Genomic DNA, 26,147 nt, shown 5'->3' with positions numbered 1-26,147 from the left:
TCATTTTCCAACTATATTTTTACCATCTGTTGGGTCGTGCAGTGAACATTGCCGCCCTCTTTTATGATGGACATGCCATTAATTTTGCGAATTTTTCTTTCAGGATAAACAGAAGCTAATACTTGTTCAGCCATTTGATCCGCTTCTTCCGCATTGCCTCCAAAGACAGGAAGAATAATTCCTCCGTTTACAAAATAGAAGTTTAAATAGCTTAATGTCAGTCTGCTGCCGTCAAACTCAGCCATTGGCGGCTGCCCGATCGAAATAATCTCCAGCTTTCTTCCTTTTGCATCTGTCGTATTTCTTAATATTTCAAGATTTTCTTGCGTAATCACATAGTTTTCATCATTCGGATCATCACAAACTTGAATTAACACTTTTCCAGGCGCTGCAAAGCAAGCGATATTATCGACATGGCCATCCGTTTCATCACCACTTAAACCACGTTTTAACCATATCACTTTTTCAATATTTAAGTATTGCTTTAAATAGTCCTCAATTTCACTTTTGGACATTTCTTTATTACGGTTCGGATTTAATAAACATTCCTCTGTTGTGATAACCGTTCCTTCCCCATCTACATGGATGGAGCCGCCTTCCATTACAAGCGGTGCATCAAAACGTTTCACACCATAATGATCGAGGATGCTTGGCGCCACTTGATCATCTAAATCCCAAGGAGCATACTTTCCTCCCCAAGCATTAAATTTCCAATTAACCCCCGCAATATGTCCTTCCTCATTAGTCAAAAAAGTAGGACCATTATCACGAATCCACGCATCATTATGGGCAATTGCCAGCAATTCAACATTCTCTTCAGAAAAATAATTTTTTACCTGTTCCACATCATCAGGATTTACTACTACTGTGACAGGTTCAAATTCTGCAATCGCTTTTACAAGCTCAACATAATATTCCTTGACTACCTGTTCGTAATCCTCAGGGAAACACATAGAATCTTGCACAGGCCATGCAACAAAAGTACGCTCATGCTCCGTCCATTCTGCCGGCATTTTATAATGTAAATTTTTTGGAACCATCTATATACCTCTTTATTATTTTATATTTAGTATTAAGCATTGTAGCAACAGTTAAAAAGATCAATCTGAAATCATTATCACATAATTAGGACGGGAAATTCAATAGAATTATTTTGTTTGTGGGGGAGGGGATAATAGGGATTATGGGATCACGAAATTTATAGGAATAGATTTGAACTCCTTTTTTTAATCCGAACAATGAAAACAACAAAGATAGAATCAATCTTAAGAATACGTGGCTGTCTCTTCATTTAAGCAATAAGCTTTAATATACGTTCCATTAATTTCTTTTACCAATATTATTCTCTTCGTAAAATATACGAATGTGGTCGTTCAATCTAAAGTTTTCACCGCATTCTGGGCATCTTATTTTATTATCGTACATTGTTATTCCTCCTTTCTTACTATAAGGAGATTTTTTGTATTGAGTCGATTTACCTGTTTGCTCACAAAATCTACTTTTTTTAAAAAACATTAGTAGATTTTCATCTTTTCTATGTTAGAATGTATTCTGCATTTTGAAAATTATAGAAATAAAGGGGAAAGTTATGAAAAAGTTAAATTTATTTCAAAAAATTTCTTGTTTAACGGTAGTAGCATTAATCGCTACTTCTCTATCTACTTTAACAAGCTTTGCTAATCCTTCTATCGAAGAAACACAAGAACCGGTTTCTTCAATAGCAGATGTTTTAGCAACTGAAGAAGTGCAAGGAATTACAACAGATGTTGAACTAGATAAAGAAGTACTATCTAAAGATTTTGACCTGGCGGAAGCAGTTGAAAATGTATCCATTCAGGAAATGAATAAGGAAGAAAAAAAGCAATTTAATAACGTAGTAGAAGAGCAAGTAACCTTATTAGGATTAGAGGGAGAAGAAAAAGAAGCATATCAAGATGCACTAATTAGTTTCTTTGATGAAAATTCTGATACATATAATAACCTAGGTTCAGCACAAGAAGAACTAGAAACTGAACTAGAAGAAATTCCCGGCGATAATTCTACCAATCAAGTTTCCTTTTTAAATGATGCTCTAACACAAACTGTTGGTGTCAACACTGCTTCAGCTTCTATTAAAGGAGATATAAAAATTGGAGTAAATTTTGCCGGTTCAGTATTAAATGTAGCTATTGGTGTTGCCGTAGGTGGTGGAGTTGGGGCAATCCAATCATTTATTATTAACAAAGGAAAAAAAGAAGCTCAAAGAATCTTCACTAAAACAGTTACAAGCAGATTAAAAGCTTGGGGAGCCGACAAACTGGCTTGGGCAGTTGGAGCTGCAGTTGCGATCGCTTTGGATTACACCGATGTTGGTACTATGATTGCAAAACAGATTGACAAAAGAGACAAAAAACCTAACAATGGATGGATAAACATATATTAAATTGATCATATTAAGTGTGGTGAATATTTTGAAAAAGACTTTAAAATATTTAACGGTATTTGCATGGGCAGTACTATTTTTATATTTTTACAATATTTTAATGCCGAAAAATCTCTGGTATTTTATTATAGGAATTCCTTCCCTTGCAATTAGTTCATATGCTATTAATAAATTGTTTGAACTTAAAACACAAAAAACTAATGTTTAATGAAGTAAACCCTTCTTAATAACAGAAGGGTTTCTTTCAGTTATTATGCGTACGGTCGCTGGTTTCTTTTGAGGTTAACGAATTACGTGAAGAAGATGCAGAAAGAACAACCGAAATATAGGCTAGTTAATGTGTAAAATTTGTGTAAAAAAATTTAAAAACCTATCTTTTTCAGCCTTTTTCTCGAAAAACAAAAAATACTCGTAAACATTGATATATCAACATTCACGAGTATTTAGTACTGGTTCTATCTTGTGTAAAAAGAACCTTATGACGTCCCAGGAGAGATTCGAACTCCCGACCGACGGCTTAGAAGGCCGTTGCTCTATCCAGCTGAGCTACTGGGACATGATTTTATTTTTTATTTATTCCTCACGAGGACAATATTTATTATATGTGTTATCTATATTAAAGTCAACAGTTTTTAAAAACTTTTTCCTAACAAAGAAATTTTTTCTTTCCTTGTTAGGAAAATAGTGAAAACCTTTAAGATAATGGGAATGTTGACGTTAATTCTGTTAGCTTCCCTTTGTTAAAATCATATACTTCTGTTGTATATTGATTTTTTTCGATCGTTAAAATGACATATGTTTTTTCTGTTCTTCCTCTTGGCAATCTTAAGCTTCCTGGATTAATAAAAAGAATATCATCGATCATTTCCATCCCTAAAAAATGCGAATGTCCAAAACAAGCAATATGGGCGCCCAATTCCTTCGCACGATAAGAAAGGCTGGTAATGGAAGATTTTACTCCGTAAAGATGGCCGTGCGTTACAAAAATCTTCACACCGTCTTTTTCTTTCACGAGCTCATTTGGATACTTTTCTTCATAATCACAGTTTCCCCGAACGGTTGCATAGCCATTCATTGCTTTTTCATTTGCCGGAAGTTCAGAATCTCCACAATGGAGGAACAAATCTACTTCCTCTTTATGTCTTATTTTTAATTCGCCTAATTCGTCTACTAATCCATGACTGTCGCTAACAATGAGAACCTTCATTCTACTCCCCCTATAAAACAGAATGTAATTGTTCTTTTAATTTCTGTAACGCGTTTGCTCGGTGGCTTATAGTATTTTTCTTTTCTGGAGGAAATTCAGCCATTGCTTTTTCTTCTTCCACTACATAAAAAATTGGATCATAGCCAAAGCCGAATTCTCCTTGTTTTTCTTCTAATATAATCCCTTCACAAGTTCCCGTAAAGGTTAACGTCTCCTTTGTTGGGTTTGCTACAGCTAGCGTACAGCAAAAACGTGCGGTTCTTTTGTCTGTTGGCACTCCTTCTAGTTCAGCGAGCACTTTATCCATATTCGCTTGATCATCTTTTTGTTCACCTGCATATCTCGCAGAATATACCCCAGGTTCCCCATTTAGTGCATCTACTATTAATCCTGAATCATCGGAAATAACAACTTTTCCTATGAGCTTAGAAACTGTTTCTGCTTTTAAAATCGCATTTTCTTCAAAAGTAGTTCCTGTTTCCTCAACCTCAGGTACTTCTGGATAATCGAGCAATGTTTTCACCGCGTAGCCAAGGGGTGCAAACATTTGCACAAATTCTTTAGCTTTGCCTTCATTTTTAGTAGCAATAATAATTTCTTTCATTTTTTTCTCCTATATGTATTAGTATAGTCAATCTTATTCCAACAGCTTTACATAATTATACTACCTTTAAATTGAAAGTGGTTTCTTGAAGTTGGACAAATTAGCTCAACATTTCATATAAAGTGAAGACACATCTTATTTTTTTCAAAAAGAAGAGGGCAGCATCATTTGCATACCCTTTTCCGTTTCTATTTATTATAGCAAAAATTCTTTTTTAATAACTACCTGTGTTCACTTTTTGCGGACGAGATACAGGTTCTGATATATTTTTGCCTTCTTCATTTTGCAAATCTGCTTTACCATTTACTTCAACAGTAACACTTTCAATTCCTTCTTGCTCTGTTAATGATAATACTAATGAATTTAGAACATCATCTGAAACCGTTTTTTCCTCGTCATTAAAGCTATTATAAATGGAATCATTAAAGTTTAACGTTACTTTGCCATCTTCAACAGTCGGTTTATTAAGCAAGGCAACATCTGTCGCCATTCCAGATACTAATGGAGAATTTTGCCCAGGACCATTCACCAGTTCCTCTACTGCTGCTGTGATATTATTGTCTTCTGTATTGCTCACACGTTTTGTTACAGGCACATAATAGTATGCCGACGCCTCACCGCCAATATAATAAACAGTTAATGGCTTTGTATTCGTAATATCGGTTATATCATTAGTATCTATATTAATTCCTATCGAGCGTGTTAAAGGACCTTGAATTGGTGTACCATCCACCGGCATTTCCGTTAATTCTTTTCCATTAATTTGCAGCTTCACCGAATCAACGGAATCAAATTGTGTTAACGTCCATGTGATAGATTGTAAAATTTTCGCTTCTTCTTCTTTTTTATATTCTTTAAACTCTTTGGAAAAATCAACAGTAGCCACTTTGTCTTTTATATTGACGCTTACTTTTGTATCTTGTGGAATAACTGCCTGAAAACCATTTGGAAGCAAATCCGTTACCGGTCCATTCTTCACTAAATATTGTAAGCTTTCTGTTGCGATGCTTTTAGTTTTTGGCAAGTTGACTGTTTGCGGTACAACATAGCCATCTTTATCTAGTAAATACAATTCAGTGGCAATAGAATTTTCAGCTGGTGCTTTGGCGTTTGTTTCTTTAGCAGTAGTATTACCACTTTCCTTCGCTGCATTATCACTATATGTAATCTTCTTCGGCGGATCGTCATTCACTTTATTGTCCCCACCAAATAAACTACATCCAGAAAGCATCATTGTGGAAATAACTACGGCTGAAACGATGACTGTTTTTTTATGCTTAGACATCATTCATCACTCCTAAGACGGTTTGTACTAATATATATACGAGTCATTTTATAAATTAGACCGTTTAGGCGTGAAAAATTTCTTTTTTACTAAATAGAATTCAAAAAAAATAAATAGGCTTGTCTCTATTAAAGTAGAACTAAGCCTAAACCTATTATTTTACAAAATTTGTGTTTCCTTATCTTCAACAAAAGCCCCAGTTATTTAAAAACTGTAAAATTTTATGAAACGAATTTATACTTTGAAACGTAAATAAATCAATGAATGGAAAGGAGAAACGTACATGTTAAAGTTGTTTTTTATTGTTGGTATTATTGGAATGATTATTTCTGGCATTTTTATTGGAGCTTGGACGGATGGACAACAACAAAGAGCTAATTTTTATACTGAAACAAAAGACGATAGGAATTTCAGGACAAAAGTAGCAATGATTTCTGGTTTAGTTGGATTAATTTCTTTAGGGGTTGCTGGATTAATTTACTTTCTATAGACAAAAATAAACCATTAAAGAGGTCCTTTACTTCTTACAAAAACAACATTATTAGCCAAATAAAAAACGAAGCATTTGCTTCGTTATGTCAGTTTAACCGTTTCTACTGTTTGAATCTTCTGTTTAAGCCAGTTGGATGCAATCCTCGCAAATATGTCTTTTGAGCCTGTCGTGAAAAAAAGATGGGTTGGTTTATTCGTATAAGAAGCGAGCTGATTATTATGGGAAAGAATCGTACTTACTTCCCTTGCCGTCTCTGCACCAGAACTAATTACTTTAACAGAAGTTCCCATTTCCTTGCGAATCACCTTTTCAAGCAAAGGATAATGGGTACAACCTAAAATAAGTGTATCAATTTCCGTATCTTTTAATGGCTTTAATGTCTCTGCTACAATTTTTTTAGCAACAGCACCACCGTATTCTCCACTTTCCACTAATGGTACAAACTTAGGACAGGCAAGGCTTTCCGTTTTCACCCGATAATTAATTTGCTTTAACGCTTTTTCATATGCTTTGCTTTTTACAGTTCCAATCGTGCCTATCATACCGATATTATTATTTTTTGTCACTTTTATCGCCGTGCGGGCTCCTGGAATAATGACGCCAATAACCGGTATCGGCAACTGCTCTTTTATTTCTTCTAATGCGACTGCAGTTGCCGTATTGCAAGCGATGACAAGCATCTTTATATTTCTTTGCAATAAAAATCTGGTCATTTCCCAAGTAAATGTTTTTACTTCTTCTCCCGTTCTTGGGCCATAAGGACATCTCGCCGTATCGCCTAAATAAATAATGTTTTCATATGGGAGTTGGCGCATAATTTCTTTGGCTACTGTCAGCCCGCCGACTCCCGAATCTATAACCCCAATTGCTCTTTCCAAAAAAACCGCCTCATTTTTCTCGCATTTCTTGATGTAATCGCATAAACGTATCCTTTAATTGTTCAACTTCCTTAAACGAATAATCGCCCAATACTTCTTCCAAGTATTGTTGTCGTTTTTTGATCACTTCATCAATTAATCTTTTTCCTTCATCTAATAAATGTATTCGGACAACTCTTCGGTCATTCGGATCTTTCACACGCTGCACAAGGACATTTTTCTCCATTCGATCGACTAAATCAGTTGTCGTACTAAAAGCAAGATACATTTTATTAGAAAGCTCGCCGATTGTCATATCTCCATCTTCAAACAGCCACTGCAATGCAACAAATTGTGGCGGAGTAATCGTATAATTACTTAAAATTTCCCGACCTTTTTGCTTAATAATCCCTGATATGTACCTCATATCTTTTTCAACCGTTGCAATAATATCAATATACTCTTTTGAGTTTTTTTCTTCTACATTCATCTATTACATCTCCTAATATCTATCCAGTTAAAATTTCACGATGTTTCCTACATTATTTCCTTTATGCCCAATTAATACAATTATAATCTACAAATCCTTGTACGTAAATTGATAACAGAAAGGAAAGGATTGTTATTTATAGATGAAGTTATGCTCTTTATTGACACTTATTTTATTTCTGTATTTGCAACTATATCTACTTTCACATGTTTTTTCGCCAACTTCGGCAACGTAAGAAGATAATACCCTCCAACTACTACCAATAAAATACCGATTGCAAAATAAATCGTATCCACCTTGACTAAGGCCGGGAAAATAACTGCAATGATTCCGAGTGAAACAGAATGGGATAGCATCATTAATGGATCAATCCACCCTGAAACCCTTCCCATAAATGTAGGTTCAACTAATTGTGTCATCCATCCTGACAGTGCCACATTTACTGGTGCTAAAATAATTCCTATAATCACTACGATGATAAAATAAAGCCAAGCCTTTTCAAACGTCCCCAGCAAAAGTGTAAAAACACCACTCAAAAAGACGCCACTAATCACAACAGAATGAACTTTAAACTTTTTAATAAGTTGATTGGCAATTGCACTCCCAAGCAAAAAACCAATTCCTAAAAATATCGAAAACAAGGAAGCATACTGCTCATAATGACTAGGCGCCAATTTGTATTTCATCGTAAAAAGCGGGAGAACAGCAAAGCAGCCATTAATCAAGCCAAACACTAAAAAGCCGGAAACAATCGATTTTAATAATTTGAAATGAAGTATATAGGTTAGCCCTTCTTTAAAATCGTTTTTAACAGTAGAAATATTCATTTCTTTTACATTAGTTTTCCCATTTGGAAGTCTTGCCTCAAGAGGAATAGCGCAGCTGCTGATTAATATGGCAGAAACAACAAAGCTGATTCCATCAATGATCACCGTTCCAATCATTCCTATATAGTGATAAGAAATTGCCCCAATCCCCATGCCGAATAACATAAACAATCCGAGCACTGTTTGATTAAGCCCAGACGCCTGCATATACTGTTCTTTATCAAGAACTCCTTGTAATATGGACATTTCTGCTGGCGCAAAAAATTTAGATACAGCACTGCGAATGAATAAAATGACAAAAGCAAGCCACAAAACATTGAAGTACAGCGTTACTAATAATAGAACTGTTAAGCCTGCTCGAATCCAGTCAGAGTATACCGTTATTTTCTTTCTGTCTAATCGATCGGCAGCAACACCAACGAAAAAGAATACAACTAAAATTGGCAGTGAGTACATTAATTCGGCAATAGTCGCATAAAATGGCTGTTTGCTGAAATGGTCTAATAAATAAAATGCAAATGCAACGTTGCCAATCGTCGTTCCAAGCTGGGAGGCAAAGGAGGCTAAAAATAATTTTGTAAATAGCTTATTTTTAAAAATGGCCATTATAAATCCCCTTCCAAATCATGAACTTGTAGAACCTTTTTTAATATCGACTTAAAAAGAATTAGCTGTTCCTTCACACGAACATTTTTACAACCGGCTGATTTTGTGTGAAGCAAAAGGCCGTCGAAATAGGAAGTGATCATTTTCATAATTACTTCTAGATCAACTTCCGGTTTAAACTCCCCGTTTGCGACTCCCTTTTGTAAATAGTAAAATAAAGATTCATGCTTTTTTTCAAAATGACTATCAAGAAACGAACGACGATCCGACAGCCTCCATCCACTGAGAAAATATTCATACACAGCGATGATTAGATCATCAGAAGCATCGTTCAACTGCGCTTCCATTATGTCGAAAATCTTATTCACCCCTGCCCAAACGGAATGCTCACTCGTAAACAAGGTTTTGAACAGTGTATCTTGTTCTTTTTGATTCGTAACAAGGATTGCCTGCATCATGTCTTCTTTGCTTGAAAAATAAAGATACACCCACCCCCGGCTCATCCCTGTTTCCTCGACAATATCTTGCATAGTAGAAGCTTCGTATCCTTTGCGTTTAAACACTTCAATAGCAGCATGAATAATTTGCATGCGCCGTTTCTCTTTTTCCTCTTCAGAAATTTTCGGTGACAAAGTAAATCCCTCCAAATATAAGAAAAGCGGAAGCGCCTTGATCAGCCCTGAAGAAAAATGTTCATTTGACTCAAAAAGTGCTTTTTACTTTTAGAGGCAAAGGGTTATTTTTCACAAGGGGTAGGCGCTGTAGCTAGACATCTATCTAACTTTAAAACTTTTACACTTTCTTCTCTTGAATTAAAATGACACAACTGTCACTTTTATTATAGTGACAGTTGTGTCATTTTTACAATGGTTTTTTGGGAATTTTTTAAAATAAATTACCATATTTTTCATAACAAACATGTTATAATCATTTCTGTACATACTTAAAAAAGGAGTGCTACTAATGAATCTTTACTTGCTAACTACTACAAGAACACAAAACTTCGATCAAAATTATGTCCAACCACATTATGATTTTTTAGACAAACTTAAAGAAAATAATCAATTAGAAGCTTTTGGACCTTTTAGTGACAGTACTGGCGGTGCCTACGTCATTAAATGTGACTCACTAGATGAAGCGGTTAAAATCAGCGAATCAGACCCGCTAATTAAAAGTGGTTCTTCTACTGTAGACGTGAAAGAATGGATGGTAAAAAATTAAGATGAGGAAGAGGTTCTCTTCTTCATCTTAATTTTTTGTCTTATAAGAACAAGTTTTCAATTTATTTAAACAACATTAAGGTAAATAATAACGTTGATTTTAAAGACCTTTATTCATGAATGTCTTTTTGAGGTTACCAGACAGATAGCCTAGTTCTTGTATCGTTTTCATCGGTAATATATTCAACATCTTCAAATCCATATTTTTTTGCATTGTTGTATAGCAATTTGATTACTTCCTTATTTTTACAATAAATAGTAACATTACAGCAATCCACAACTAATAGAACAAGTTTACACTTGCTTACAATAAATTCTTCATATGTCTCAATTTTAGAAAATTCACCTTTTGGAAATGCTTGTAAGTCAGCGAAAATAATATAATATTTATTGTTTTCTAATAAATTTTTGAGTTCTGCACCTTCTATTACTTTTTTATCTACGGGGAAAAGCTCTTTATCTAATCCATCATCAACTACTGTATATGACTCACCGTTACCAATTCTCCAACTGAATGCAGTGGTGTCAATCGGCTTTAGTACTTCTCCAAGAAATGTTCCGTATTCATTTGGAATTTCAAAGCTAATCCCTCTCTTCATAAATCGCAACTCCCTAAGATTAATATAAGGGTTAATCCATTCCATTTAAATTACTTTAAAAACTCATAAAACTAACTTAAAAAAAACCCTCCATATGTAAAAAGAAGATGATCCAACATAAGATTCTGAATCCCACAACAATATTGTATGGAACACTCCTCTTTTTGAATCATCTTCCTTGTTTAAAGTTCTAGTTCTCCCATTCTAAGGAGCTCTACAACAGCCTGTGAACGCCCCTTAACGCCCAGCTTTTGCATAGCATTTGAAATATGGTTTCGAACTGTTTTTTCGCTAATGAATAAATCACTTGCTATTTCTTTCGTTGTTTTGTCTTGTACTAACAGCTCAAACACTTCTCTTTCTCTTTTTGTTAATAATGGCTTGTGAGTAAATTCGTTCTCCTTCAAATAGTATAACCCTCCTTGCCTACGCCAGCTATGAACTTTGGGATGGGTATTATCATAGTCTGAATATCTTATGTAGGGAGAAGCCTTGGAGTGACTACATTTTGGGGAATTTGGACGACTTTTTTCTTTTATTGTGGTTTGGATTGGATATATTCTTTCTGCAGGAGATTGAATATTGAATAATTTTCTTATATTTTTCTGAAATACGCTGAACTACTTTTAACAAATTCAACTACAAAAGTGAAAAGAACCATGTAGATAAGATAATAATTATTGTCGCCAAATCAAGTCTAATGAAGAATTGGCGATTAGATGCATTCTCTAATTGTTTCCTCATAGTAAATTAGCTACAAACATCACATCTACATTAACAAGCAAAAGAACCTCATAACATAAAGTTGCTTTAAAACCCTTTGCTTGAATTATCACCTCTATTTCAGAATAAGAACTTACAAAATACCTATCCCCGCCTTTTCTACTTATTTGAACTAACACATAATTCTTGTTAATTTGGATTTTTATCATCAATTAAAACAAATTCGAATCAACTCCCAAAGTCAACCTAATCTTAATAAAATTTAGAAAATTTTCTAATTACTATTCACAATATTGTCACATTTTCTATATTATGTTACCATTTTACATAATTGTTATTTAACATTTTCATAGGAAGAAGGTGACAATTACTGGATAAAAATATACTCCTAATAAATTATATAAAAGGATGTTAAGTACATAATGAGAAGATTTTCCACTCCATTTTTATTAATAGTTTTTATTGCTGTTTTCACTTCTTGTACACAAAAAAATTCTGAAATAGTTTTAAATAGTAAAGACTGTGAAAGAAATTGGGCTGTTTGTAATGTACTAGAATCCAAAAAGATAAAAATGCCCGATAAAGCAAATATTAAAATTGCCATACTAGATAGTGGAATTAACCGTAACCATGAAGCTATTAAAGCACAGGTAAAAAAAACTTATAACGCTACCAATGGGCAAAAGAAAACTTATGATTCTTTTGGACACGGTACTGCGATTGCAGGGATTATTGCAGCAAAACCGAACAAAGAAAATGTCATCGGTATTTTCCCTTCTGCGCATTTATACGATGTACAAGTACTCGATAAAAATGGAAGTGGAAAAATTGAAGATGTTGTTAAAGGTATTAGATGGAGCATTGAACAAAAGGTAGACATTATTAATATAAGTTTTGGTTTTCAAAAAAACTCAGAAGTGTTAGAGAAAGCTATTAACGATGCTTTAGAAAAAGGAATAATTATAGTAGCAGCAGCTGGTAATACTTTTGGTTTGTATACTGATTATCCCGCAAAATATCCCGGCGTAATTTCAATTTCAGCAGTTGATAAAGAATTTAACCATTATTCATTAGCAGCAACTGGGAAAATAAACTTGGTAGCACCAGGAGTAGATATACCAATAATAGGAAGGATACGAGGAAAAAATATAGTAAGTGGGACATCTTTTGCTACTGCATATGCTACAGGAATAATAGCATTCAATCTTTCAAACGGTTCCCCCAAAACAAATATACTTTCTTCTAATCTATTAAAAATTAAAGAATTAGATAATAAAAAATATACAGGCAAGGGATTTTTATATATTCCCTAGAGGAGATGTAGAATGAAAAATTTATTTATTTATATTATTACCAGTGTATTTTTATTTGCTTACATAACACCGGGAGTAGCAAAAGCACAAGAGTCAAATGAAACCCAAGAAAACGTATTAAATGAAGAAAGCATAATAACTAAGATTGATCCAACAGAAGAAGGTATAGTAGTTGCCTCTGATGATGCCGCTTCCTTTGTTGAGGATACAATTGAAGGCAATGTGTCAGATGTTTTAGAAACAACAGTAGAAGTTGAAAAAACAGAAACTGTTATAGAAACGAAGATAGATGCAGAAGAACTATCAGCAAATGGCGCTCTATCAATTAATAATGAGACAAACGAGATGTCTTTTGACTTTTCTTCAGAGGCTGAAAATGGTGAACTAGTTGAACACACTTACAAAATATTGCTTAATAGTGTATCTGATGAGGACTTTAATGCTACACTTATTAATGTAGATACCGGAGAAGTTATTAATGTAGATTCAACTGAATTACAAGCATCTATAGTTCCTGTTGTAGCTGTTTTAGTAGGTTTTATAGTAAGAATTGGAATCAGTTGGGTTATCAAACAATTCGGAAAAGCTGCTATTAAAAGTGCCGTCAAAGATATCAGTAAAAAAATAGCAAAAAAATCACTAGGAAAAGGTTCTACAGGAAGGCAAAATCCGAAAGATTTAGTTGAGGAAATCTTTATGGATCATGTATTAAATAACCCATTAGATGGAGCTACTGAATTTACAAGTATTAAATTGAATGACAGCAGATGGCACCATAAAGATGGTTGGGTTAAAATGGAGAGAAAATTAAAAACAAAGGAAGGCCAAAACGTTGTAATACACTTTGTATATAACAAAAAAACTAAAAAATTTGACGATTTTAAGTTTAAATAATAAACAAGGGGTTTTATTTATGCATAAAGACATTGAAAGCATTTTAGAAAACTGGGTTGAGAAAATAAATGAAGATGAGTTCTATCTAGCTCATTCTTTTGATAGAATCATAGATAATAAAAGTAGTGTTGAAGCTTTTGAGTATATCCCTCATATGATAGATGCTATACTTGAAACAAATGACGATTTTATCGCTTCTCAATTAATTTTTTATACAAATTGTATGTATGGAAAAGCAAATACAACAGAGCTTCATCCTATTTTTGTTTCAAAACTAGAAGAATTAGAAAAACATATTCTTAGTTTACATGGTAATAATTCTAAACGTGAATATGAAGAAATGAAAAGAGACTTACGAATGTCATGACACTTCTTGCACTATCTTCAGGATAGTGCTTTTTTGTAGTTATTTATTTAGTAGTATGCTATATAATTTCATATATTTACATCTTGCAAAAATGATTAACTTTTACGAACACAATAAAATGGAGGAAGAATACATGAAAGCTACCATTACAATTAAAATATGATTTCGAACTGTTTTTTAAATCACTTGCTATTTCTTTCGTTGTTTTGTCTTATACTAACAGCTCAAACACTTCTCTTTCTCTTTTTGTTAATAATGGCTTGTGAGTAAATTCGTTCTCCTTCAAATAGTATAACCCTCCTTGCCTACGCCAGCTATGAACTCTGGGGTGGGTATTATCATAGTCTGAATATCTTATGTAGGGAGAAGCCTTGGAGTGACTACATTTTGGGAAATTTGGACGACTTTTTTCTTTTATTGTGGTTTAAAATTGTTTTTACTTCTTTCGGTAAAGTTTAAATGATGTGATAATTTATTTTTTTATGAATGTTTATAAATATTGTTCTTTAATAGCAAAAGGTGGAGCAAGCAGACTTATTTAATGGAATATGTTACAATAAAATTAACATATACTGGATATAAAGAAATGGAGGGTAACTAATGAGTTCTTTCGTAATCTTACTAATTATTGTATTAACGGTTATCATTGACTGTTACTGGTTTGATACAGACCGAAAAAGATGGGGTTGGATGAAAAATTTGTCTAATCGAAATAAAGTTCTTTTTTTCTCTGGGTTTATTTTAGTTTCCACTTTCATTTACTTAGGTTTAAGCATGAAATATTTATAATACTTGTAGGTCCCACTACTTCAAGAGGTAAGATTAATTTGCCCTAATAGCTCTGTTTAAGATTAAACAAAAACTCAATTTATTATATAGGTTTTTCAGGAAAAAATGGCTTATCTTTTATCTTTTGTACTAAAAAAGAACAACCTCCCTTTTAAAGGGTGTCTCATAAGCTTTTTGCATTTTCAACGTCTAGAAAAATAATTGTCAGGCACTTTTTTTACTGTTCTTACGATTTCTCCTCAATATCGCATGTAAGAATACGACACCTGAAATTAACATAATAAAGGTATAAACATTGATGAATAAAGTATTTGTATATTGATTAACCCATGAATAGCGGTAAATTCTTGAGGACTTCTGTGCGGGAGTGCCCCCTAATTGATCGATCAAATTCAACGTATACCGATATTCCAAGAAACTAGCCAACAGTAGAACAAATAGCGATCCAAGGCTTACGAACTTCCAGGTTCGCGGCTGCAAAACAAGCGTACCTAGGCTTTTCCATAAGTTCTTGGCGAATCGCAGAAAAATGATTACGGCGAGCAAAACAAAAATAAGGCCAAGATTGCCATTGCCTGATGTAACTTCCGGCCTTATAGTAAATAAGCCCACTAAATACAGGAAAACAATACTTAAAAGCAGCCATACCACTGTAGGCTTAAAGAAAAAATTCATGCTGTTTCCCCTTTCTAGTTAATGACTGTCTGCTAATTCATTTAAGTCCTGAAAATCAATACATCTCAAAAATCGAGATATTCTTCAAAAATTCACCTTTAACAATTCTTATGTAAAAAAGAAAAAATTTAATCTGTTACCACCTCATACTTCACAACTTTCTTATTTTCATCAAAAGTAATAACTAACCATTCACTGTCTATACTAATTAGGCTTCTTTCATTTCCAAGGTAATAAACAATATTATTCTCTTCTTTAAAATAATCATCTGCTTCAGTCGGTCCCAATAGCGTACTTACTTCTTTTTTTGTCATACCTATTAATTCATATTCATTTAATAAGTCATCTACCATATACACTCTTTCGCTCTCGTTAATCAACCATTTTTTCACAGAGAAATTAGATTTATATTCGTTTACTCCTAAAATAATTGCACAAAATAGAGGCGGGATAATACCAATAGTTGTCCTGGTTATAAATTTAGTCTTTGCTTTTCTTTCTGTTCTCCAATTCGTATATTTCCATAAAACAAATAGAAAGAATAGTAAAAAAACATAAGGTACTAGAATAGCAGGAATACTCACGATACTGTAAGAAGAATCCAGAATGTTTATGATAAAGATGTAACCAATATATAATAAAACATACAAAATACCGTATAACTTAAATATACTCCACAATACGTTTTCTTTAGATTTCAATTATTTATCTACTCCCTAAATAGTACTTTTCTAAATAGTTCATTATTTTTCTTCAACTTCCTAGTTAGTGGGTGAAGGATTCTTGTTAAAAATAATAAGTTCATCAAATCAGTTAATCATAATATGTATCTTTTTCCGCTTCTTTTACTTTCAACATTACTTCGTCTCTTTGTTTTTCTTTTGAATCTGTCTTATCAATATAAATGCTATCACCCTTTTTTAAAATGACACTATTAGAACGAGCACTTTTTTTATTATCCCATTGAATAGTCACTTTCGGTTTATCTTCTCTCGTTCGAACATTAATATAGGTATCTAATGAGACAGAGTTATCATCTAATATAAATTCATATCTGCCTTCAGGGAATTCATTACCTACTTCATAATATCCTGAATTGGAAATAATATAGTAATCTTTCACCTTTTTTAATTTCTGAAACTTTGAGGGCGTCATTTCGACTTGACCTTCAAACACGTGAAATTTATTATTTTTCCTAAAAGCAATTGCATGCAGCTCTTCGTTTTCACTTAGTTTCCACCCGAAAAAATTTACTTCTTTACTGTTTAATGGCTTTATATCATAAAAACCAGGTTGAAGATCCTTCCCAACAACGTATTCTTCATCCTTTTCACCCAAAATAACCCTTTCAGCAGAGTTTTTTTCTATAGATCTAGTTATTACAACTTCATCATTTTTTTTGCTTTTTATCTCCTTGTTATCATCCATTTGATAAAGAAAAAAAGCCAAACCTACTGCTAGTACCAAAAATAAAACGATTAAACTCTTTTTTCTTTGCATTCCAAAACTCCTTACAACTTTTTGACTTATTTGTTTCCCCTACCAAAAATTGAATTATAACATAAGTACATACTTTTATTTACAAATTATACTCGACAAAAAACTACATATTTCTAAAAAGGATGAGTGTAAACACATTCCATCCTTTTTGTATTTACTTAAAAGAATGGCAAGTTATCCATAATAATAGCCTTGATTATACCTAGGTTGAGGAGAATAATATCGATTTTGAGGCATATATGATTTGTTATTTTGATAATGTAGCGGTTGAGAATTAGAAGTATTTATATATGTTTGCTTCCTTTGCTCGGTTTGGCTGACACATTCATCAGTAGGTCCAATGACAATGGTTTGATTTTTTAACGGAGCAAGTGTTTTCTTTAATTGTTCTGGATTTAAACAATACGTATGAGCAAGCACTTCTATTGGTGTTTTTGTCAGAATGTCCGATCCAAAAATATATTGTGGATATGGTGCATCAAAAATGGCAAGTAAATGGGTTTTATCCTCATTAGCTATTTCCCAATGCCACCAGCCTTGCGGAATATTTGCTACTTGCCCAGGCTTTATTGGAATATTTGTCAATGTATTATTAAAAGGGTTAATAAGGGAAACAACGGCTGATCCTGAAATACAATAAACAAGTTCAGCTGCATTTTGATGATAATGCGGTTCCACCACACGACCTTTGCTTAAATATATATCAAGCAAGGAAACATCTCCCAGTGTATTTAAATTGTTTCTTCCTAATTCGTTGATATAATTTTGTGCATTACGGGTTTTCAACCGATTTTTATTGATATCAAAAAAATACTGTACATTTGATTTCGTATAATCCATATAAGATGTTGACACGACAGAATATCCCCCTATTATTTAAAAATTTGATACAAGACCATTGTATGAAAGATTAAAAAATGGGTGATTATCATAGGTTGAAATTTTGACGGCTAATTATCCTACCGTATTTATTTTGTTTTTTCAATAGTTGAAACAATAAATAAATGGTACAAATATGCTACAATGGAGCAAAATGCATGTTTTTTTGAAAGGAAGGTTTATATGCGTATTTTAGTATTAGGAGCTGGCGGCGTTGGTGGATATTTCGGCGGACGCTTAGTTGAAAAAGGTGAGGATGTGACATTTCTTGTTCGCAGTGGCCGAAAGAAGCAGCTGGAGAAAAATGGTCTTGTCATACGCAGTGTAAATGGAGACTTTTCTTTTCAACCTAAATTAGTTACTACAACGGATGCTGCAGAACCATTTGATTTAGTTTTATTCTCTACAAAATCCTATCATTTAGAAGCAGCTATAAACGATCTTAAACCTTTTATTGGAGAAAAAACGGTCGTGTTGCCTCTATTAAATGGTATTTCCCATTTAGATACGTTAAAAGAAGCTTTTGGCGCAGATAAGGTTATTGGCGGTTTATGCTTTATCGAAACAACTTTAAATAAAGAAGGCGATGTTGTTCAGACAAGTGCAGCTGCCCGGGTTGTTTACGGTGAATTTGGAAACCAAGATACGGAACGAATACATAAAATTACAGATTCCTTTAGCGGTGCGAAAGCAGATTTTATTTTAAGTGATCATATCGAACAAGCGATGTGGCATAAATATCTTTTTATCTCTGTTATGTCGGGTGTCACTTCGCTATTGCGCGCGCCGATTGGACCTATTCGCGAAAGTGATGGCGGCAAAGACTTCATCCGTCAAATGTTTGAGGAAGCGGCTCAGATTATGCGAGCATACGGTGCGCCTATTCATGAAAATATTGTGGACGAGCATATGAAGACAATTGATGCGATTGGATACGATATGAAATCATCGATGCAGCGCGATATGGAGAAAGGTTCCCTTATTGAAGGTGATCATTTACAAGGATACTTATTGGAGTTGGCAAAAAACACTTCTGTCCCTGCGCCATTATTGCAAGTTGTTTATCAGAATGTCAAAGTGTATAAAAAAATGCAATTAGAAAACAGCTAAGTTGTAAAATTTTCTGTTTTTGCAGGGAATTCTTGCGAAACATATTGAAATATCCTCTTGCAAGATTCCCTTTTTACATACTTATTATCGGAGGAACTCATTTGATCTTGCCTTATATTTTTCTTTTTATAACTGTTTTAGTCATGTTTTTCTTTAAGCTGCATATTTCGCTAATTATCATAGTCTCCATTCTTTTCTTCTTTTTTATGCTTTATCTATCCTTATACCCGATCCTATTTGAAAAAGACGAAAAGAAAATTTTGCAGTTTTTACAAAAATCAAAGCACCCTCATTATCATTTTCTTTTTTTGCTCTTTCATGATGAAGAGGAAGAAGCAAGGAAACAGCTAGATAAAATTCGCTACAAGCAAGTTAAAATCGTTTCTGAGATTATTTTACTGGCTAAACAAAAAAAGTTTCATTTAGTTAAAGAACTGCTCCCTTTAATGAAGGAAACGAAAGCCAAATGGTATTATACAGCAATGATTTCCCTTAAAGAAGGCGATCTATCTAATTATGAAACAAATAAAGATCGCATAAACGATAAAGTCATGCTTGCCTGGCTGGAAATGGAGCATAAAGTAAAAGAAGGCCAAAAAGCAGAAGCACTGGAAATGCTGAATAAACAAATTCCCACATTAAAAGGATTACATTTGATTTCCGCCTTGCAATATAAAAAAGAATTAACATCCACTTATAAAGGAAGCTAGTCTGAATACATTTAGACTGGCTTTTTGCTTACAGATGATAGCTGTTTTTTTTCTAGATTTACAGTATACTATTAAAGCAATCTATTTTTTCCAACATTATTACGATCATCTTACAATTATGACAAATAGATACACTAGAATGATAGAAAGAGGAGAGACTATTGAGTGAGTTAACATCTGTAGAAGGAAGATCAAGAGTGGATGAAGAACCTCTTACTGTTCCTGCTTATGGTTATGAATTAATTCGTGAAATATTAATACCAGATTTATTAGGAAGAGATACACCGGAACTTTTGTATTGGGCTGGAAAAAGAATTGCCAGAATGTTTCCGCTTGAACACATAGAAGAGGCGAGAAATTTTTTTGAAAAAGCAGGCTGGGGAACGCTTGAAGTCAGCAAGCAGTCCAAATATGAAATGGAGTATACTTTAACTAGTCCTTTGATTGAAAAAAGATTAAGAGAAAAAGGAAAATGCACCTTTCAACTCGAGACAGGCTACTTAGCCCAGCAACATGAACATCTAAAAAAAGTCATTGCCGAAGCGTTTGAAGATCCAAAAAGAAGAGACAAAAAAATAACGATAACCGTGCGTTGGGACAGTAAAGACCCCGTATAATTTTCTTTTGCATAAGAAAAGCTGCCAATCTAGGCAGCTTTTTTCAGTTTAATCTTGCTTACGCGTTTACAGGAATCGCACTAAGTTCAAATGCATCATGCAAAGCCTCAACCGCTTGAACCATTTTGTCTTTTTCAATAACTGTTGATACTTTAATTTCTGAAGTGCTTACCATTTTGATGACAATATCTTTTGTTGCCAACACTTTAAACATATCAGCTGCAACACCAGGGTTGGAAATCATGCCTGATCCTACAATCGATACTTTGGCAAGTCCTTGTTCAGAAGTTATTTTCTCATAAGATAATTCTGCTTTAACCTCTTCCAGTACTTTCACTGTCTCTTCCAGATCACTGTCTTTAATCGAAAAAGATACATTCATTGTTTGTTGGTCGGTTAAGCTTTGAATAATAATATCTACATTAATATGTTGGGATGCTAATGTAGTAAAAATCGTAGATAGGCTTGTTAAAGGATTTTTTAATCCAAACACCGTTACACTAGTAATATTATCTTCAAACGCTACCCCTCTTACAACTAAGTTTTGCTCCATTGATACTTCCTCCTCGATGATTGTTCCTTCTTCTCTTTCCATGCTTGAGCGTACTACAAGTGGTACTTGATAATTTTTTGCGTATTCAACTGCTCGAGGATGCAGTACACCTGCTCCTAAATTTGCCAACTCGAGCATTTCATCATAAGATACGGATAATAATTTTCTTGCATTTTTAATATATCGAGGATCTGTTGTATATACACCTGTTACATCTGTGTAAATATCGCATTTATCCGCTTTAAGCGCTGCAGCTAACGCTACTGCAGTTGTATCGGAGCCGCCTCTTCCCAATGTCGTAATCGAACCATCTTCTGCCACGCCTTGGAAGCCTGCTACAATGACAACTTTTCCTTCTTTTAGTTGAGCGTGCATTTTTTCTGTTTCAATATTTAAAATGCGTGCATTTCCATGTACCGATTCTGTTTGAATTCCTGCTTGCCAGCCAGTATAAGAAATCGCATCTACTTGTTTAGCATTTAAAGCCATTGATAATAAGCTGATCGTTATTTGTTCTCCTGTTGAAAGCAATACATCCATTTCTCTTTTTGAAGGACGATCTGACAACTCTCCAGCTAGTCTTACTAATTCATCCGTTGTTTTACCCATTGCAGAAACGACAACGACAACATCATTTCCTCTATTTTTCTCCTCGATTACGCGCTCGGCAACATTTTTGATTCTTTCTGCACTGCCTACTGATGTTCCACCGAACTTTTGTACTACTAAACCCACAGCATTCCCTACTTTCTTTTTTTCTCTTAGAAGTGTAGAGGATATTCAAAAAGTCATCAAATGATCAGCGGCGAATCTCTTCGTTGGCTTGCTTTTCCGCTACTCACGTATTTAATTGCATACGTTCCGTTGCTCAAAGCTACACCGCCTCGACCTTCTTGCTTCTAATTTGCTGCCTTTTTGAACTCTCACTATTACTTCGATAAATACTTTTTTCATTGCTTTTTAAGACAATAAAAAAAGCAATGAGAACGTCTCATTGCTGTGCAGAAAAACTCCATTAAAATGTGCACAAACAGTGAGATAGCCCTCCAAAACAATTCCTTGTTTTGACAGTCTTGCATTTGTTCAATACAAAACCAGCAAAGAAAATAATGAGTTCTTCTTTACTTCGGCGAACTGTCCCTTTCATAATCCTTCTTTGAAGCTCATTCTTCTCTGGATTATTACTATTGAAGTTCGCACCTCTACCTTCACTTATTAAGAATAAGTTGCCATCATTATAGCATAGAGTTTTTTTTTATACAATAGTTGATTAATGAATTATTCTTGCAGTTTGTTCAATAGCTCTTCCGCTACATTTGCCGGTATGCCGATCGTACGGAATTCTTCGATTGTTGCTTCTTTCATTTTTTTTACAGAGCCAAATGTTTTTAATAACAGCTTTCGACGCTTTTCCCCAATTCCAGGTATGTCATCTAATAAAGATTGAAAGGCATTTTTCCCACGGACTTGGCGATGAAAGGTAATCGCAAATCGGTGTACTTCATCTTGAATTCGTTGCAGCAAATAAAATTCCTGACTGTTTCTAGCTAATGGAATGATTTCCAACGGATCACCGTATAATAATTGCGAGGTTCGGTGTTTTTCATCTTTTGCCAAGCCTGCCACGGGAATATCCAAGCCTAATTCAAATAAAAGAATTTCTTTGACTGCTTCCAAATGCCCTTTTCCGCCATCAATTACTATTAAATCCGGCAGTGGCAATCCCTCTTTTAGCACACGCTGATATCTCCGTCTCACTACTTCTCGCATCGACTCATAGTCATCCGGTCCCTGCACCGTTCTTATTTTATATTTCCGGTATTCTTTTCTTGCTGGTTTTCCATCCACAAAAACAATCATCGCAGAAACCGGATCTGTACCTTGAATATTACTGTTGTCAAATGCCTCGATTCGATGCGGCGTATAAATCCCCATCTGCTTCCCTAAATTCTCTACAGCTTTAATCGTTCTTTCTTCATCACGCTCAATTAACGCAAATTTTTCTTTTAACGCATTTTCGGCATTTTTTTTTGCTAACAGCACAAGTTCTTTTTTTTGTCCTTTTTGCGGTTTTAATACTTTTACTCCGAGAAGTTCTTCCACCATCTCTCCCTGAATGCTACTAGGAATTAAGATTTCTTTCGGTTTAAAATGGTTTTCTTTTTCATAAAACTGTCCAAAAAACGTGAGCATTTCTTCCTCTGGTTCTTGATAAATAGGAAACATGCTTACATCTCGTTCAATTAATTTCCCTTGTCTAATAAAAAATACTTGAACACACATCCAGCCTTTATCAAAAGAATAGCCAAAAACATCTCTATCCACTAGATCGGCCATTGTCATTTTTTGTTTTTCCATTGTTGCTTCAATATGAGCGATTTGATCACGATATTCTTTTGCCCGCTCAAAGTCTAATTCTTCTGCTGCAGCAGTCATTTTCACCGTAAGCTCTTTTTTAATCTCTTTGTAGCCACCGTTAAGGAATTTTGTAATTTCATCCACGATTTGACGATATTCTGCTTCTTGAATATCTTTTACACATGGAGCCAGGCATTGGCCCATATGATAATAGAGGCAGACCCTGTCAGGCAGTGTCGTACATTTTCTTAATGGATATATGCGATCAAGCAGTTTTTTTGTTTCATTTGCTGCTTGGACATGGGGATATGGTCCGAAATACTTGCCTTTATCCTTTTTAACTTTTCTTGTTGTAATTAAGCGTGGATGTTTTTCTGCAGTCAGCTTAATAAAAGGATACGTTTTATCATCTTTTAACATAATATTGTATTTTGGATCATACTTTTTTATTAAATTAATCTCTAATAATAATGCTTCCATATTAGAAGAAGTAATAATATATTCAAAATCCTCAATTTCGTTAACGAGTCTTAATGTTTTTCCATCATGGGAACCAGTAAAATAAGAGCGGACTCGATTTTTTAATACCTTTGCTTTTCCTACATAAATCACTGTGCCTTGTCGGTCTTTCATTAAATAACATCCAGGCTGATCAGGTAAGAGCATCAGTTTATTTTTTATTGTACTATTCATCGTCTTTCCTCCCTGAATGCTTGAATCTACACTAATCTACTACACTCTATTATAATATGATACTTGTTGGAGAATGCTTTCAGCAAGGAAAAAGTCGTGGAAGGAAATAGGATAGAAGACAAAAAATTAGTGAAGAACAATTTGTCCTTCACTAACTCTTTTAAACATGTTTAGATAATAATTCAGAAAGAGCTTCTTTTGGTTGGAATCCAACTACTTTATCCACTACTTCGCCATCTTTGAAAACTAATAATGTCGGAATGCTCATTACGCCGAATTTAGCTGCAGATTCTTGGTTTTCATCCACGTCAACTTTAACAATTTTTGCTTTTTCTCCGATTTCAGCGTCTAATTCTTCTAATACTGGAGCAATCATTTTACAAGGTCCGCACCAAGGTGCCCAAAAATCTACTAGTACTACTCCTGAACCTGTTTCTGTTTGAAAATTTTGATCTGTTGCATGTGATATTGCCATTACAACTGCCTCCTCTAAGTGGTTAACTTTTAATATCGAAAGTATACCATCGTTTTTGTTAGGATGCTAATAATTTGTTTCGTCGATAATTTTCCCTACACTTATTGCTTCTATTCGATATATTTAGCACTTCAATTAATCAGCACTTTCTCCATATTCTGCACCTTCCAACTGTTGAATTAACAATGGCACTACTTCAAATATATCTCCTACAATACAATAGTCTGCTTCTTTAAAAATAGGTGCATCGGGATCATTATTAATCGCTACGACCACTTTTGCACCATTCATTCCGACGATATGTTGAATCGCTCCTGAAATTCCGCAAGCGATATAAAGATCAGGTCCCACCGTCTTGCCCGTTTGCCCAACTTGCAGCGATGAATCGCTAAGGCCTAATTCAACCGCCCCTCTGGAAACGCCGACTGTGCCTCCAAGCAACGATGCTAATTTTTTTATTAATTCCATTCCTTCTGTATTTTTTATGCCTCTTCCAGCTGCAACGATTACTTTTGCATCCAATAAATCGATGCTGTTGCCGTTCTTTTTTTCCACTTTTAATAAAGGAAAAACTGGTGTTGTTTTATCCATTACCTGTTCTTCTATAACGACTGCTTGTTTCCCGTGTTCATTAGGTACTACCCAGCTATTTGGCTTTATGGCAGCGATAAAAGTATCTTCATCTAATCGAACCGTTTCATTTAGTTTTCCCGAAAAAATTGATCGTGTAAATACTATCGAATCTTTTTCACGTCTCATGCCGTTTACATTAGAAAGGAGAGGAATGGCTAATACTTTACTTAAATAGGCTGCGATGCTTTTTCCAAAATCAGTATGAGGAATAAATACCTTTGCTGGTTTTTCTTTTTTTAATATAGCTTCTACATGCTTTCTATATGCTTCATCAGAAAATGGTGTTTCTTTCGTACTGATCCATAGTATTTTGTCCATTTTATACTGCAAAAGATCATCTACATCCGATGTTGTTTTATCTTTCCCATATAATAGAACGACGATTTCCGCATCAGCAGCGATTCCGTTAGCAGCCGATAAACATTCAAATGTGACAGTACGTATTTTTTCTTGCTTCATTTCACCTATAATAAGGATTTTCTCTCTCAAAATTACCCCTCCTTAGCTACCTCATTTTTTTGATGATCTCTGAAAGTTGACCAGCTTGTTTTTCGCTGTCTCCTTGTATAAAAACATTTTGTCTTTCAACAATAGGAAATTGATATTGTTCGGTGGTTATCGATAAGGAATTATTGAGTTGCGGAGTAATTTTATCTAAAGATTTTCTTTTTGCTTTCATAATACCGGCTAAAGCAGGCAGTCTTGGTTCATTTAATCCTTGTGGAACAGTCACTAATAATGGCAATGGACCGCCATACGTTGCCACCTCTTCACCTGTGTCTTTTTCAACAATTGCTTTTCCATTTTCTATAGTCAACTTTGCTATATTGGTTATATACGGAATGTTAAGTGCGGCTGCTACACGAGGTCCAACTTGCCCGCTGCCGCCATCCATAGCAAATGCACCGGCTAAAATAATATCAAATGGAACCGTTTGTAAATACGAGGATAATGCATTGGCAATAACGACAGGTTCTTCTTTTGCATCATCTAATAACAACAATACGCCTTTATCTGCTCCGATTGCTAATGCGAGCCGAAGCTGCTTTTCTGCATTTTCTTCTCCTGCTGTTACAACCAATACCGTTCCTCCATGCTTTTCTTTTAAGCGAATGGCTTCTTCTAATGCCCTTTCATCAAGCGGATTGATCATATAATTGACATCAACTATTTGCACCTTATTATCTTGAACTGTAATTTGCTGTTCGGAATCAAATGTTCTGGATAACAATACGATAATATTCACTA

Annotated in this window: 28 protein-coding genes, 1 tRNA gene, 1 pseudogene and 1 riboswitch; of the genes and pseudogenes, 10 read left to right on the top strand and 20 right to left on the bottom strand. The window is 34.3% G+C overall.

Going from position 1 to position 26,147, the window contains the following annotated elements:
• Positions 1–11: 11 nt before the first annotated feature.
• Positions 12–1,040, bottom strand: coding sequence for an agmatine deiminase family protein (locus ACTXGU_RS06515; protein ID WP_443480686.1), 1,029 nt, complete (start codon positions 1,038–1,040; stop codon positions 12–14).
• Between the two features lie 548 nt (positions 1,041–1,588).
• On the opposite strand from ACTXGU_RS06515, the gene ACTXGU_RS06510 reads away from it, so the two are divergent.
• Complete coding sequence (locus ACTXGU_RS06510; RefSeq protein ID WP_443480685.1) at positions 1,589–2,422, top strand: hypothetical protein; 834 nt, start codon at positions 1,589–1,591, stop codon at positions 2,420–2,422.
• A gap of 482 nt (positions 2,423–2,904) precedes the next feature.
• Here the strand turns inward: ACTXGU_RS06510 and ACTXGU_RS06505 are convergent.
• The 4 genes from ACTXGU_RS06505 to ACTXGU_RS06490 all read right to left on the bottom strand — a co-directional run bounded on the left by ACTXGU_RS06505 (position 2,905) and on the right by ACTXGU_RS06490 (position 5,518).
• Positions 2,905–2,978 (bottom strand) — tRNA-Arg (locus tag ACTXGU_RS06505).
• 138 nt (positions 2,979–3,116) lie between these two features.
• Entirely contained in the window at positions 3,117–3,629 is a 513-nt protein-coding gene (locus tag ACTXGU_RS06500; protein ID WP_443480684.1) for a metallophosphoesterase family protein, read from the bottom strand.
• Between the two features lie 10 nt (positions 3,630–3,639).
• Positions 3,640–4,233, bottom strand: a complete 594-nt coding sequence (locus ACTXGU_RS06495; protein ID WP_443480683.1) for an XTP/dITP diphosphatase — start codon at positions 4,231–4,233, stop codon at positions 3,640–3,642.
• Between the two features lie 214 nt (positions 4,234–4,447).
• A complete protein-coding gene (locus ACTXGU_RS06490; RefSeq protein WP_443480682.1) occupies positions 4,448–5,518 on the bottom strand; it encodes a GerMN domain-containing protein in 1,071 nt (356 codons plus the stop codon).
• Positions 5,519–5,801: 283 nt separating this feature from the next.
• Between ACTXGU_RS06490 and ACTXGU_RS06485 the strand changes: the two genes are divergently transcribed.
• Entirely contained in the window at positions 5,802–6,008 is a 207-nt protein-coding gene (locus ACTXGU_RS06485; RefSeq protein ID WP_443480681.1) for a DUF5316 family protein, read from the top strand.
• Between the two features lie 83 nt (positions 6,009–6,091).
• Here ACTXGU_RS06485 and racE read toward each other — a convergent pair whose 3' ends face one another.
• From racE to ACTXGU_RS06465, 4 genes are all read right to left on the bottom strand, one after another.
• Positions 6,092–6,889, bottom strand: coding sequence for a glutamate racemase (gene racE / locus ACTXGU_RS06480; RefSeq protein WP_443480680.1), 798 nt, complete (start codon positions 6,887–6,889; stop codon positions 6,092–6,094).
• 10 nt (positions 6,890–6,899) lie between these two features.
• On the bottom strand, positions 6,900–7,358 hold the full coding sequence (locus tag ACTXGU_RS06475; protein WP_443480679.1) for a MarR family winged helix-turn-helix transcriptional regulator: 459 nt from the start codon (positions 7,356–7,358) through the stop codon (positions 6,900–6,902).
• 167 nt (positions 7,359–7,525) lie between these two features.
• Entirely contained in the window at positions 7,526–8,791 is a 1,266-nt protein-coding gene (locus tag ACTXGU_RS06470) for an MFS transporter (protein WP_443480678.1), read from the bottom strand.
• Positions 8,791–9,423 carry a TetR/AcrR family transcriptional regulator gene (locus tag ACTXGU_RS06465; protein ID WP_443480677.1) on the bottom strand — a complete coding sequence of 211 codons (633 nt, stop codon included), beginning with the start codon at positions 9,421–9,423 and terminating at the stop codon, positions 8,791–8,793. The genes ACTXGU_RS06470 and ACTXGU_RS06465 overlap by 1 nt, the downstream gene beginning before the upstream one ends.
• Positions 9,424–9,754: 331 nt before the next feature.
• Here ACTXGU_RS06465 and ACTXGU_RS06460 point away from each other — a divergent pair, with 331 nt between their 5' ends.
• Positions 9,755–10,012, top strand: coding sequence for a YciI family protein (locus tag ACTXGU_RS06460; RefSeq protein ID WP_443480676.1), 258 nt, complete (start codon positions 9,755–9,757; stop codon positions 10,010–10,012).
• A 133-nt stretch (positions 10,013–10,145) separates the two neighbouring features.
• Here the strand turns inward: ACTXGU_RS06460 and ACTXGU_RS06455 are convergent, their stop codons facing one another.
• Positions 10,146–10,610: a DUF2691 family protein gene (locus ACTXGU_RS06455; RefSeq protein ID WP_443480675.1), complete on the bottom strand. Its 465-nt coding sequence runs from the start codon at positions 10,608–10,610 to the stop codon at positions 10,146–10,148.
• A 182-nt stretch (positions 10,611–10,792) separates the two neighbouring features.
• A complete protein-coding gene (gene gerE / locus ACTXGU_RS06450) occupies positions 10,793–11,017 on the bottom strand; it encodes a spore germination transcription factor GerE (RefSeq protein ID WP_016201768.1) in 225 nt (74 codons plus the stop codon).
• Positions 11,018–11,755: 738 nt separating this feature from the next.
• Between gerE and ACTXGU_RS06445 the strand changes: the two genes are divergently transcribed.
• Genes ACTXGU_RS06445 through ACTXGU_RS06435 form a run of 3 tightly spaced genes read left to right on the top strand, consistent with a single transcriptional unit; the run spans position 11,756 to position 13,907 of the window.
• Positions 11,756–12,646, top strand: coding sequence for a S8 family serine peptidase (locus ACTXGU_RS06445; protein WP_443480674.1), 891 nt, complete (start codon positions 11,756–11,758; stop codon positions 12,644–12,646).
• Positions 12,647–12,658: 12 nt separating this feature from the next.
• Positions 12,659–13,540 carry an SAR2788 family putative toxin gene (locus tag ACTXGU_RS06440; protein ID WP_443480673.1) on the top strand — a complete coding sequence of 294 codons (882 nt, stop codon included), beginning with the start codon at positions 12,659–12,661 and terminating at the stop codon, positions 13,538–13,540.
• A 19-nt stretch (positions 13,541–13,559) separates the two neighbouring features.
• Positions 13,560–13,907: a hypothetical protein gene (locus ACTXGU_RS06435; protein WP_443480672.1), complete on the top strand. Its 348-nt coding sequence runs from the start codon at positions 13,560–13,562 to the stop codon at positions 13,905–13,907.
• Positions 13,908–13,983: 76 nt separating this feature from the next.
• On the opposite strand, the pseudogene ACTXGU_RS06430 reads toward ACTXGU_RS06435, so the two are convergent.
• Positions 13,984–14,193: pseudogene (locus ACTXGU_RS06430) on the bottom strand (LuxR C-terminal-related transcriptional regulator).
• Positions 14,194–14,507: 314 nt separating this feature from the next.
• On the opposite strand from ACTXGU_RS06430, the gene ACTXGU_RS06425 reads away from it, so the two are divergent.
• Complete coding sequence (locus tag ACTXGU_RS06425) at positions 14,508–14,696, top strand: hypothetical protein (protein ID WP_443480671.1); 189 nt, start codon at positions 14,508–14,510, stop codon at positions 14,694–14,696.
• An 803-nt stretch (positions 14,697–15,499) separates the two neighbouring features.
• Here ACTXGU_RS06425 and ACTXGU_RS06420 read toward each other — a convergent pair.
• The 3 genes from ACTXGU_RS06420 to ACTXGU_RS06410 form a co-directional block, all read right to left on the bottom strand.
• Positions 15,500–16,072, bottom strand: coding sequence for a hypothetical protein (locus ACTXGU_RS06420; protein WP_443480670.1), 573 nt, complete (start codon positions 16,070–16,072; stop codon positions 15,500–15,502).
• Positions 16,073–16,184: 112 nt separating this feature from the next.
• Positions 16,185–16,871 (bottom strand): hypothetical protein, encoded by a 687-nt coding sequence (locus tag ACTXGU_RS06415; RefSeq protein ID WP_443480669.1) that lies wholly within the window; start codon positions 16,869–16,871, stop codon positions 16,185–16,187.
• A 174-nt stretch (positions 16,872–17,045) separates the two neighbouring features.
• Positions 17,046–17,711, bottom strand: coding sequence for a cupin domain-containing protein (locus ACTXGU_RS06410; RefSeq protein WP_443480804.1), 666 nt, complete (start codon positions 17,709–17,711; stop codon positions 17,046–17,048).
• Positions 17,712–17,933: 222 nt separating this feature from the next.
• On the opposite strand from ACTXGU_RS06410, the gene panE reads away from it, so the two are divergent.
• The 3 genes from panE (at position 17,934) to ACTXGU_RS06395 (ending at position 20,187) form a co-directional block, all read left to right on the top strand.
• Positions 17,934–18,860, top strand: a complete 927-nt coding sequence (panE, locus tag ACTXGU_RS06405; protein WP_443480668.1) for a 2-dehydropantoate 2-reductase — start codon at positions 17,934–17,936, stop codon at positions 18,858–18,860.
• A gap of 101 nt (positions 18,861–18,961) precedes the next feature.
• Positions 18,962–19,570: a hypothetical protein gene (locus ACTXGU_RS06400; protein WP_443480667.1), complete on the top strand. Its 609-nt coding sequence runs from the start codon at positions 18,962–18,964 to the stop codon at positions 19,568–19,570.
• A gap of 161 nt (positions 19,571–19,731) precedes the next feature.
• On the top strand, positions 19,732–20,187 hold the full coding sequence (locus ACTXGU_RS06395) for a YslB family protein (protein ID WP_443480666.1): 456 nt from the start codon (positions 19,732–19,734) through the stop codon (positions 20,185–20,187).
• A 58-nt stretch (positions 20,188–20,245) separates the two neighbouring features.
• Here ACTXGU_RS06395 and ACTXGU_RS06390 read toward each other — a convergent pair whose 3' ends face one another.
• The 5 genes from ACTXGU_RS06390 to ACTXGU_RS06370 form a co-directional block, all read right to left on the bottom strand.
• On the bottom strand, positions 20,246–21,475 hold the full coding sequence (locus ACTXGU_RS06390; protein WP_443480665.1) for an aspartate kinase: 1,230 nt from the start codon (positions 21,473–21,475) through the stop codon (positions 20,246–20,248).
• 296 nt (positions 21,476–21,771) lie between these two features.
• Positions 21,772–21,953, bottom strand: a riboswitch (Lysine riboswitch).
• 65 nt (positions 21,954–22,018) lie between these two features.
• The gene (gene uvrC / locus ACTXGU_RS06385; RefSeq protein WP_443480664.1) at positions 22,019–23,791 is read right to left on the bottom strand and encodes an excinuclease ABC subunit UvrC; all 1,773 of its coding nucleotides are present in this window, start codon (positions 23,789–23,791) and stop codon (positions 22,019–22,021) included.
• Between the two features lie 160 nt (positions 23,792–23,951).
• Positions 23,952–24,266 carry a thioredoxin gene (trxA, locus tag ACTXGU_RS06380; RefSeq protein WP_443480663.1) on the bottom strand — a complete coding sequence of 105 codons (315 nt, stop codon included), beginning with the start codon at positions 24,264–24,266 and terminating at the stop codon, positions 23,952–23,954.
• A 135-nt stretch (positions 24,267–24,401) separates the two neighbouring features.
• Positions 24,402–25,388 (bottom strand): electron transfer flavoprotein subunit alpha/FixB family protein, encoded by a 987-nt coding sequence (locus ACTXGU_RS06375; protein ID WP_443480662.1) that lies wholly within the window; start codon positions 25,386–25,388, stop codon positions 24,402–24,404.
• Between the two features lie 16 nt (positions 25,389–25,404).
• The gene (locus ACTXGU_RS06370) at positions 25,405–26,145 is read right to left on the bottom strand and encodes an electron transfer flavoprotein subunit beta/FixA family protein (RefSeq protein ID WP_443480661.1); all 741 of its coding nucleotides are present in this window, start codon (positions 26,143–26,145) and stop codon (positions 25,405–25,407) included.
• Positions 26,146–26,147 lie beyond the last annotated feature (2 nt).

It is taken from the genome of Niallia sp. 01092 (genome assembly GCF_052318935.1).
Taxonomy (GTDB): domain Bacteria; phylum Bacillota; class Bacilli; order Bacillales; family Cytobacillaceae; genus Niallia.
Note: the sequence above shows the minus strand (reverse complement) of the source record. Positions and strands in the feature narration are given on the sequence as shown.

What these genes read in the sequence shown, in the direction of transcription:
- ACTXGU_RS06500 (WP_443480684.1), bottom strand. Translation starts at nt 3,629, where the DNA reads ATGAAGGTTCTCATTGTTAGCGACAGTCATGGATTAGTAGACGAATTA.
- ACTXGU_RS06470 (WP_443480678.1), bottom strand. Translation starts at nt 8,791, where the DNA reads ATGGCCATTTTTAAAAATAAGCTATTTACAAAATTATTTTTAGCCTCC.
- ACTXGU_RS06425 (WP_443480671.1), top strand. Translation starts at nt 14,508, where the DNA reads ATGAGTTCTTTCGTAATCTTACTAATTATTGTATTAACGGTTATCATT.
- ACTXGU_RS06435 (WP_443480672.1), top strand. Translation starts at nt 13,560, where the DNA reads ATGCATAAAGACATTGAAAGCATTTTAGAAAACTGGGTTGAGAAAATA.
- panE (WP_443480668.1), top strand. Translation starts at nt 17,934, where the DNA reads ATGCGTATTTTAGTATTAGGAGCTGGCGGCGTTGGTGGATATTTCGGC.
- ACTXGU_RS06460 (WP_443480676.1), top strand. Translation starts at nt 9,755, where the DNA reads ATGAATCTTTACTTGCTAACTACTACAAGAACACAAAACTTCGATCAA.
- ACTXGU_RS06475 (WP_443480679.1), bottom strand. Translation starts at nt 7,358, where the DNA reads ATGAATGTAGAAGAAAAAAACTCAAAAGAGTATATTGATATTATTGCA.
- ACTXGU_RS06445 (WP_443480674.1), top strand. Translation starts at nt 11,756, where the DNA reads ATGAGAAGATTTTCCACTCCATTTTTATTAATAGTTTTTATTGCTGTT.
- ACTXGU_RS06490 (WP_443480682.1), bottom strand. Translation starts at nt 5,518, where the DNA reads ATGTCTAAGCATAAAAAAACAGTCATCGTTTCAGCCGTAGTTATTTCC.
- uvrC (WP_443480664.1), bottom strand. Translation starts at nt 23,791, where the DNA reads ATGAATAGTACAATAAAAAATAAACTGATGCTCTTACCTGATCAGCCT.
- ACTXGU_RS06495 (WP_443480683.1), bottom strand. Translation starts at nt 4,233, where the DNA reads ATGAAAGAAATTATTATTGCTACTAAAAATGAAGGCAAAGCTAAAGAA.
- ACTXGU_RS06440 (WP_443480673.1), top strand. Translation starts at nt 12,659, where the DNA reads ATGAAAAATTTATTTATTTATATTATTACCAGTGTATTTTTATTTGCT.
- ACTXGU_RS06485 (WP_443480681.1), top strand. Translation starts at nt 5,802, where the DNA reads ATGTTAAAGTTGTTTTTTATTGTTGGTATTATTGGAATGATTATTTCT.
- ACTXGU_RS06455 (WP_443480675.1), bottom strand. Translation starts at nt 10,610, where the DNA reads ATGAAGAGAGGGATTAGCTTTGAAATTCCAAATGAATACGGAACATTT.
- trxA (WP_443480663.1), bottom strand. Translation starts at nt 24,266, where the DNA reads ATGGCAATATCACATGCAACAGATCAAAATTTTCAAACAGAAACAGGT.
- ACTXGU_RS06515 (WP_443480686.1), bottom strand. Translation starts at nt 1,040, where the DNA reads ATGGTTCCAAAAAATTTACATTATAAAATGCCGGCAGAATGGACGGAG.
- ACTXGU_RS06410 (WP_443480804.1), bottom strand. Translation starts at nt 17,711, where the DNA reads ATGGATTATACGAAATCAAATGTACAGTATTTTTTTGATATCAATAAA.
- ACTXGU_RS06415 (WP_443480669.1), bottom strand. Translation starts at nt 16,871, where the DNA reads ATGCAAAGAAAAAAGAGTTTAATCGTTTTATTTTTGGTACTAGCAGTA.
- ACTXGU_RS06510 (WP_443480685.1), top strand. Translation starts at nt 1,589, where the DNA reads ATGAAAAAGTTAAATTTATTTCAAAAAATTTCTTGTTTAACGGTAGTA.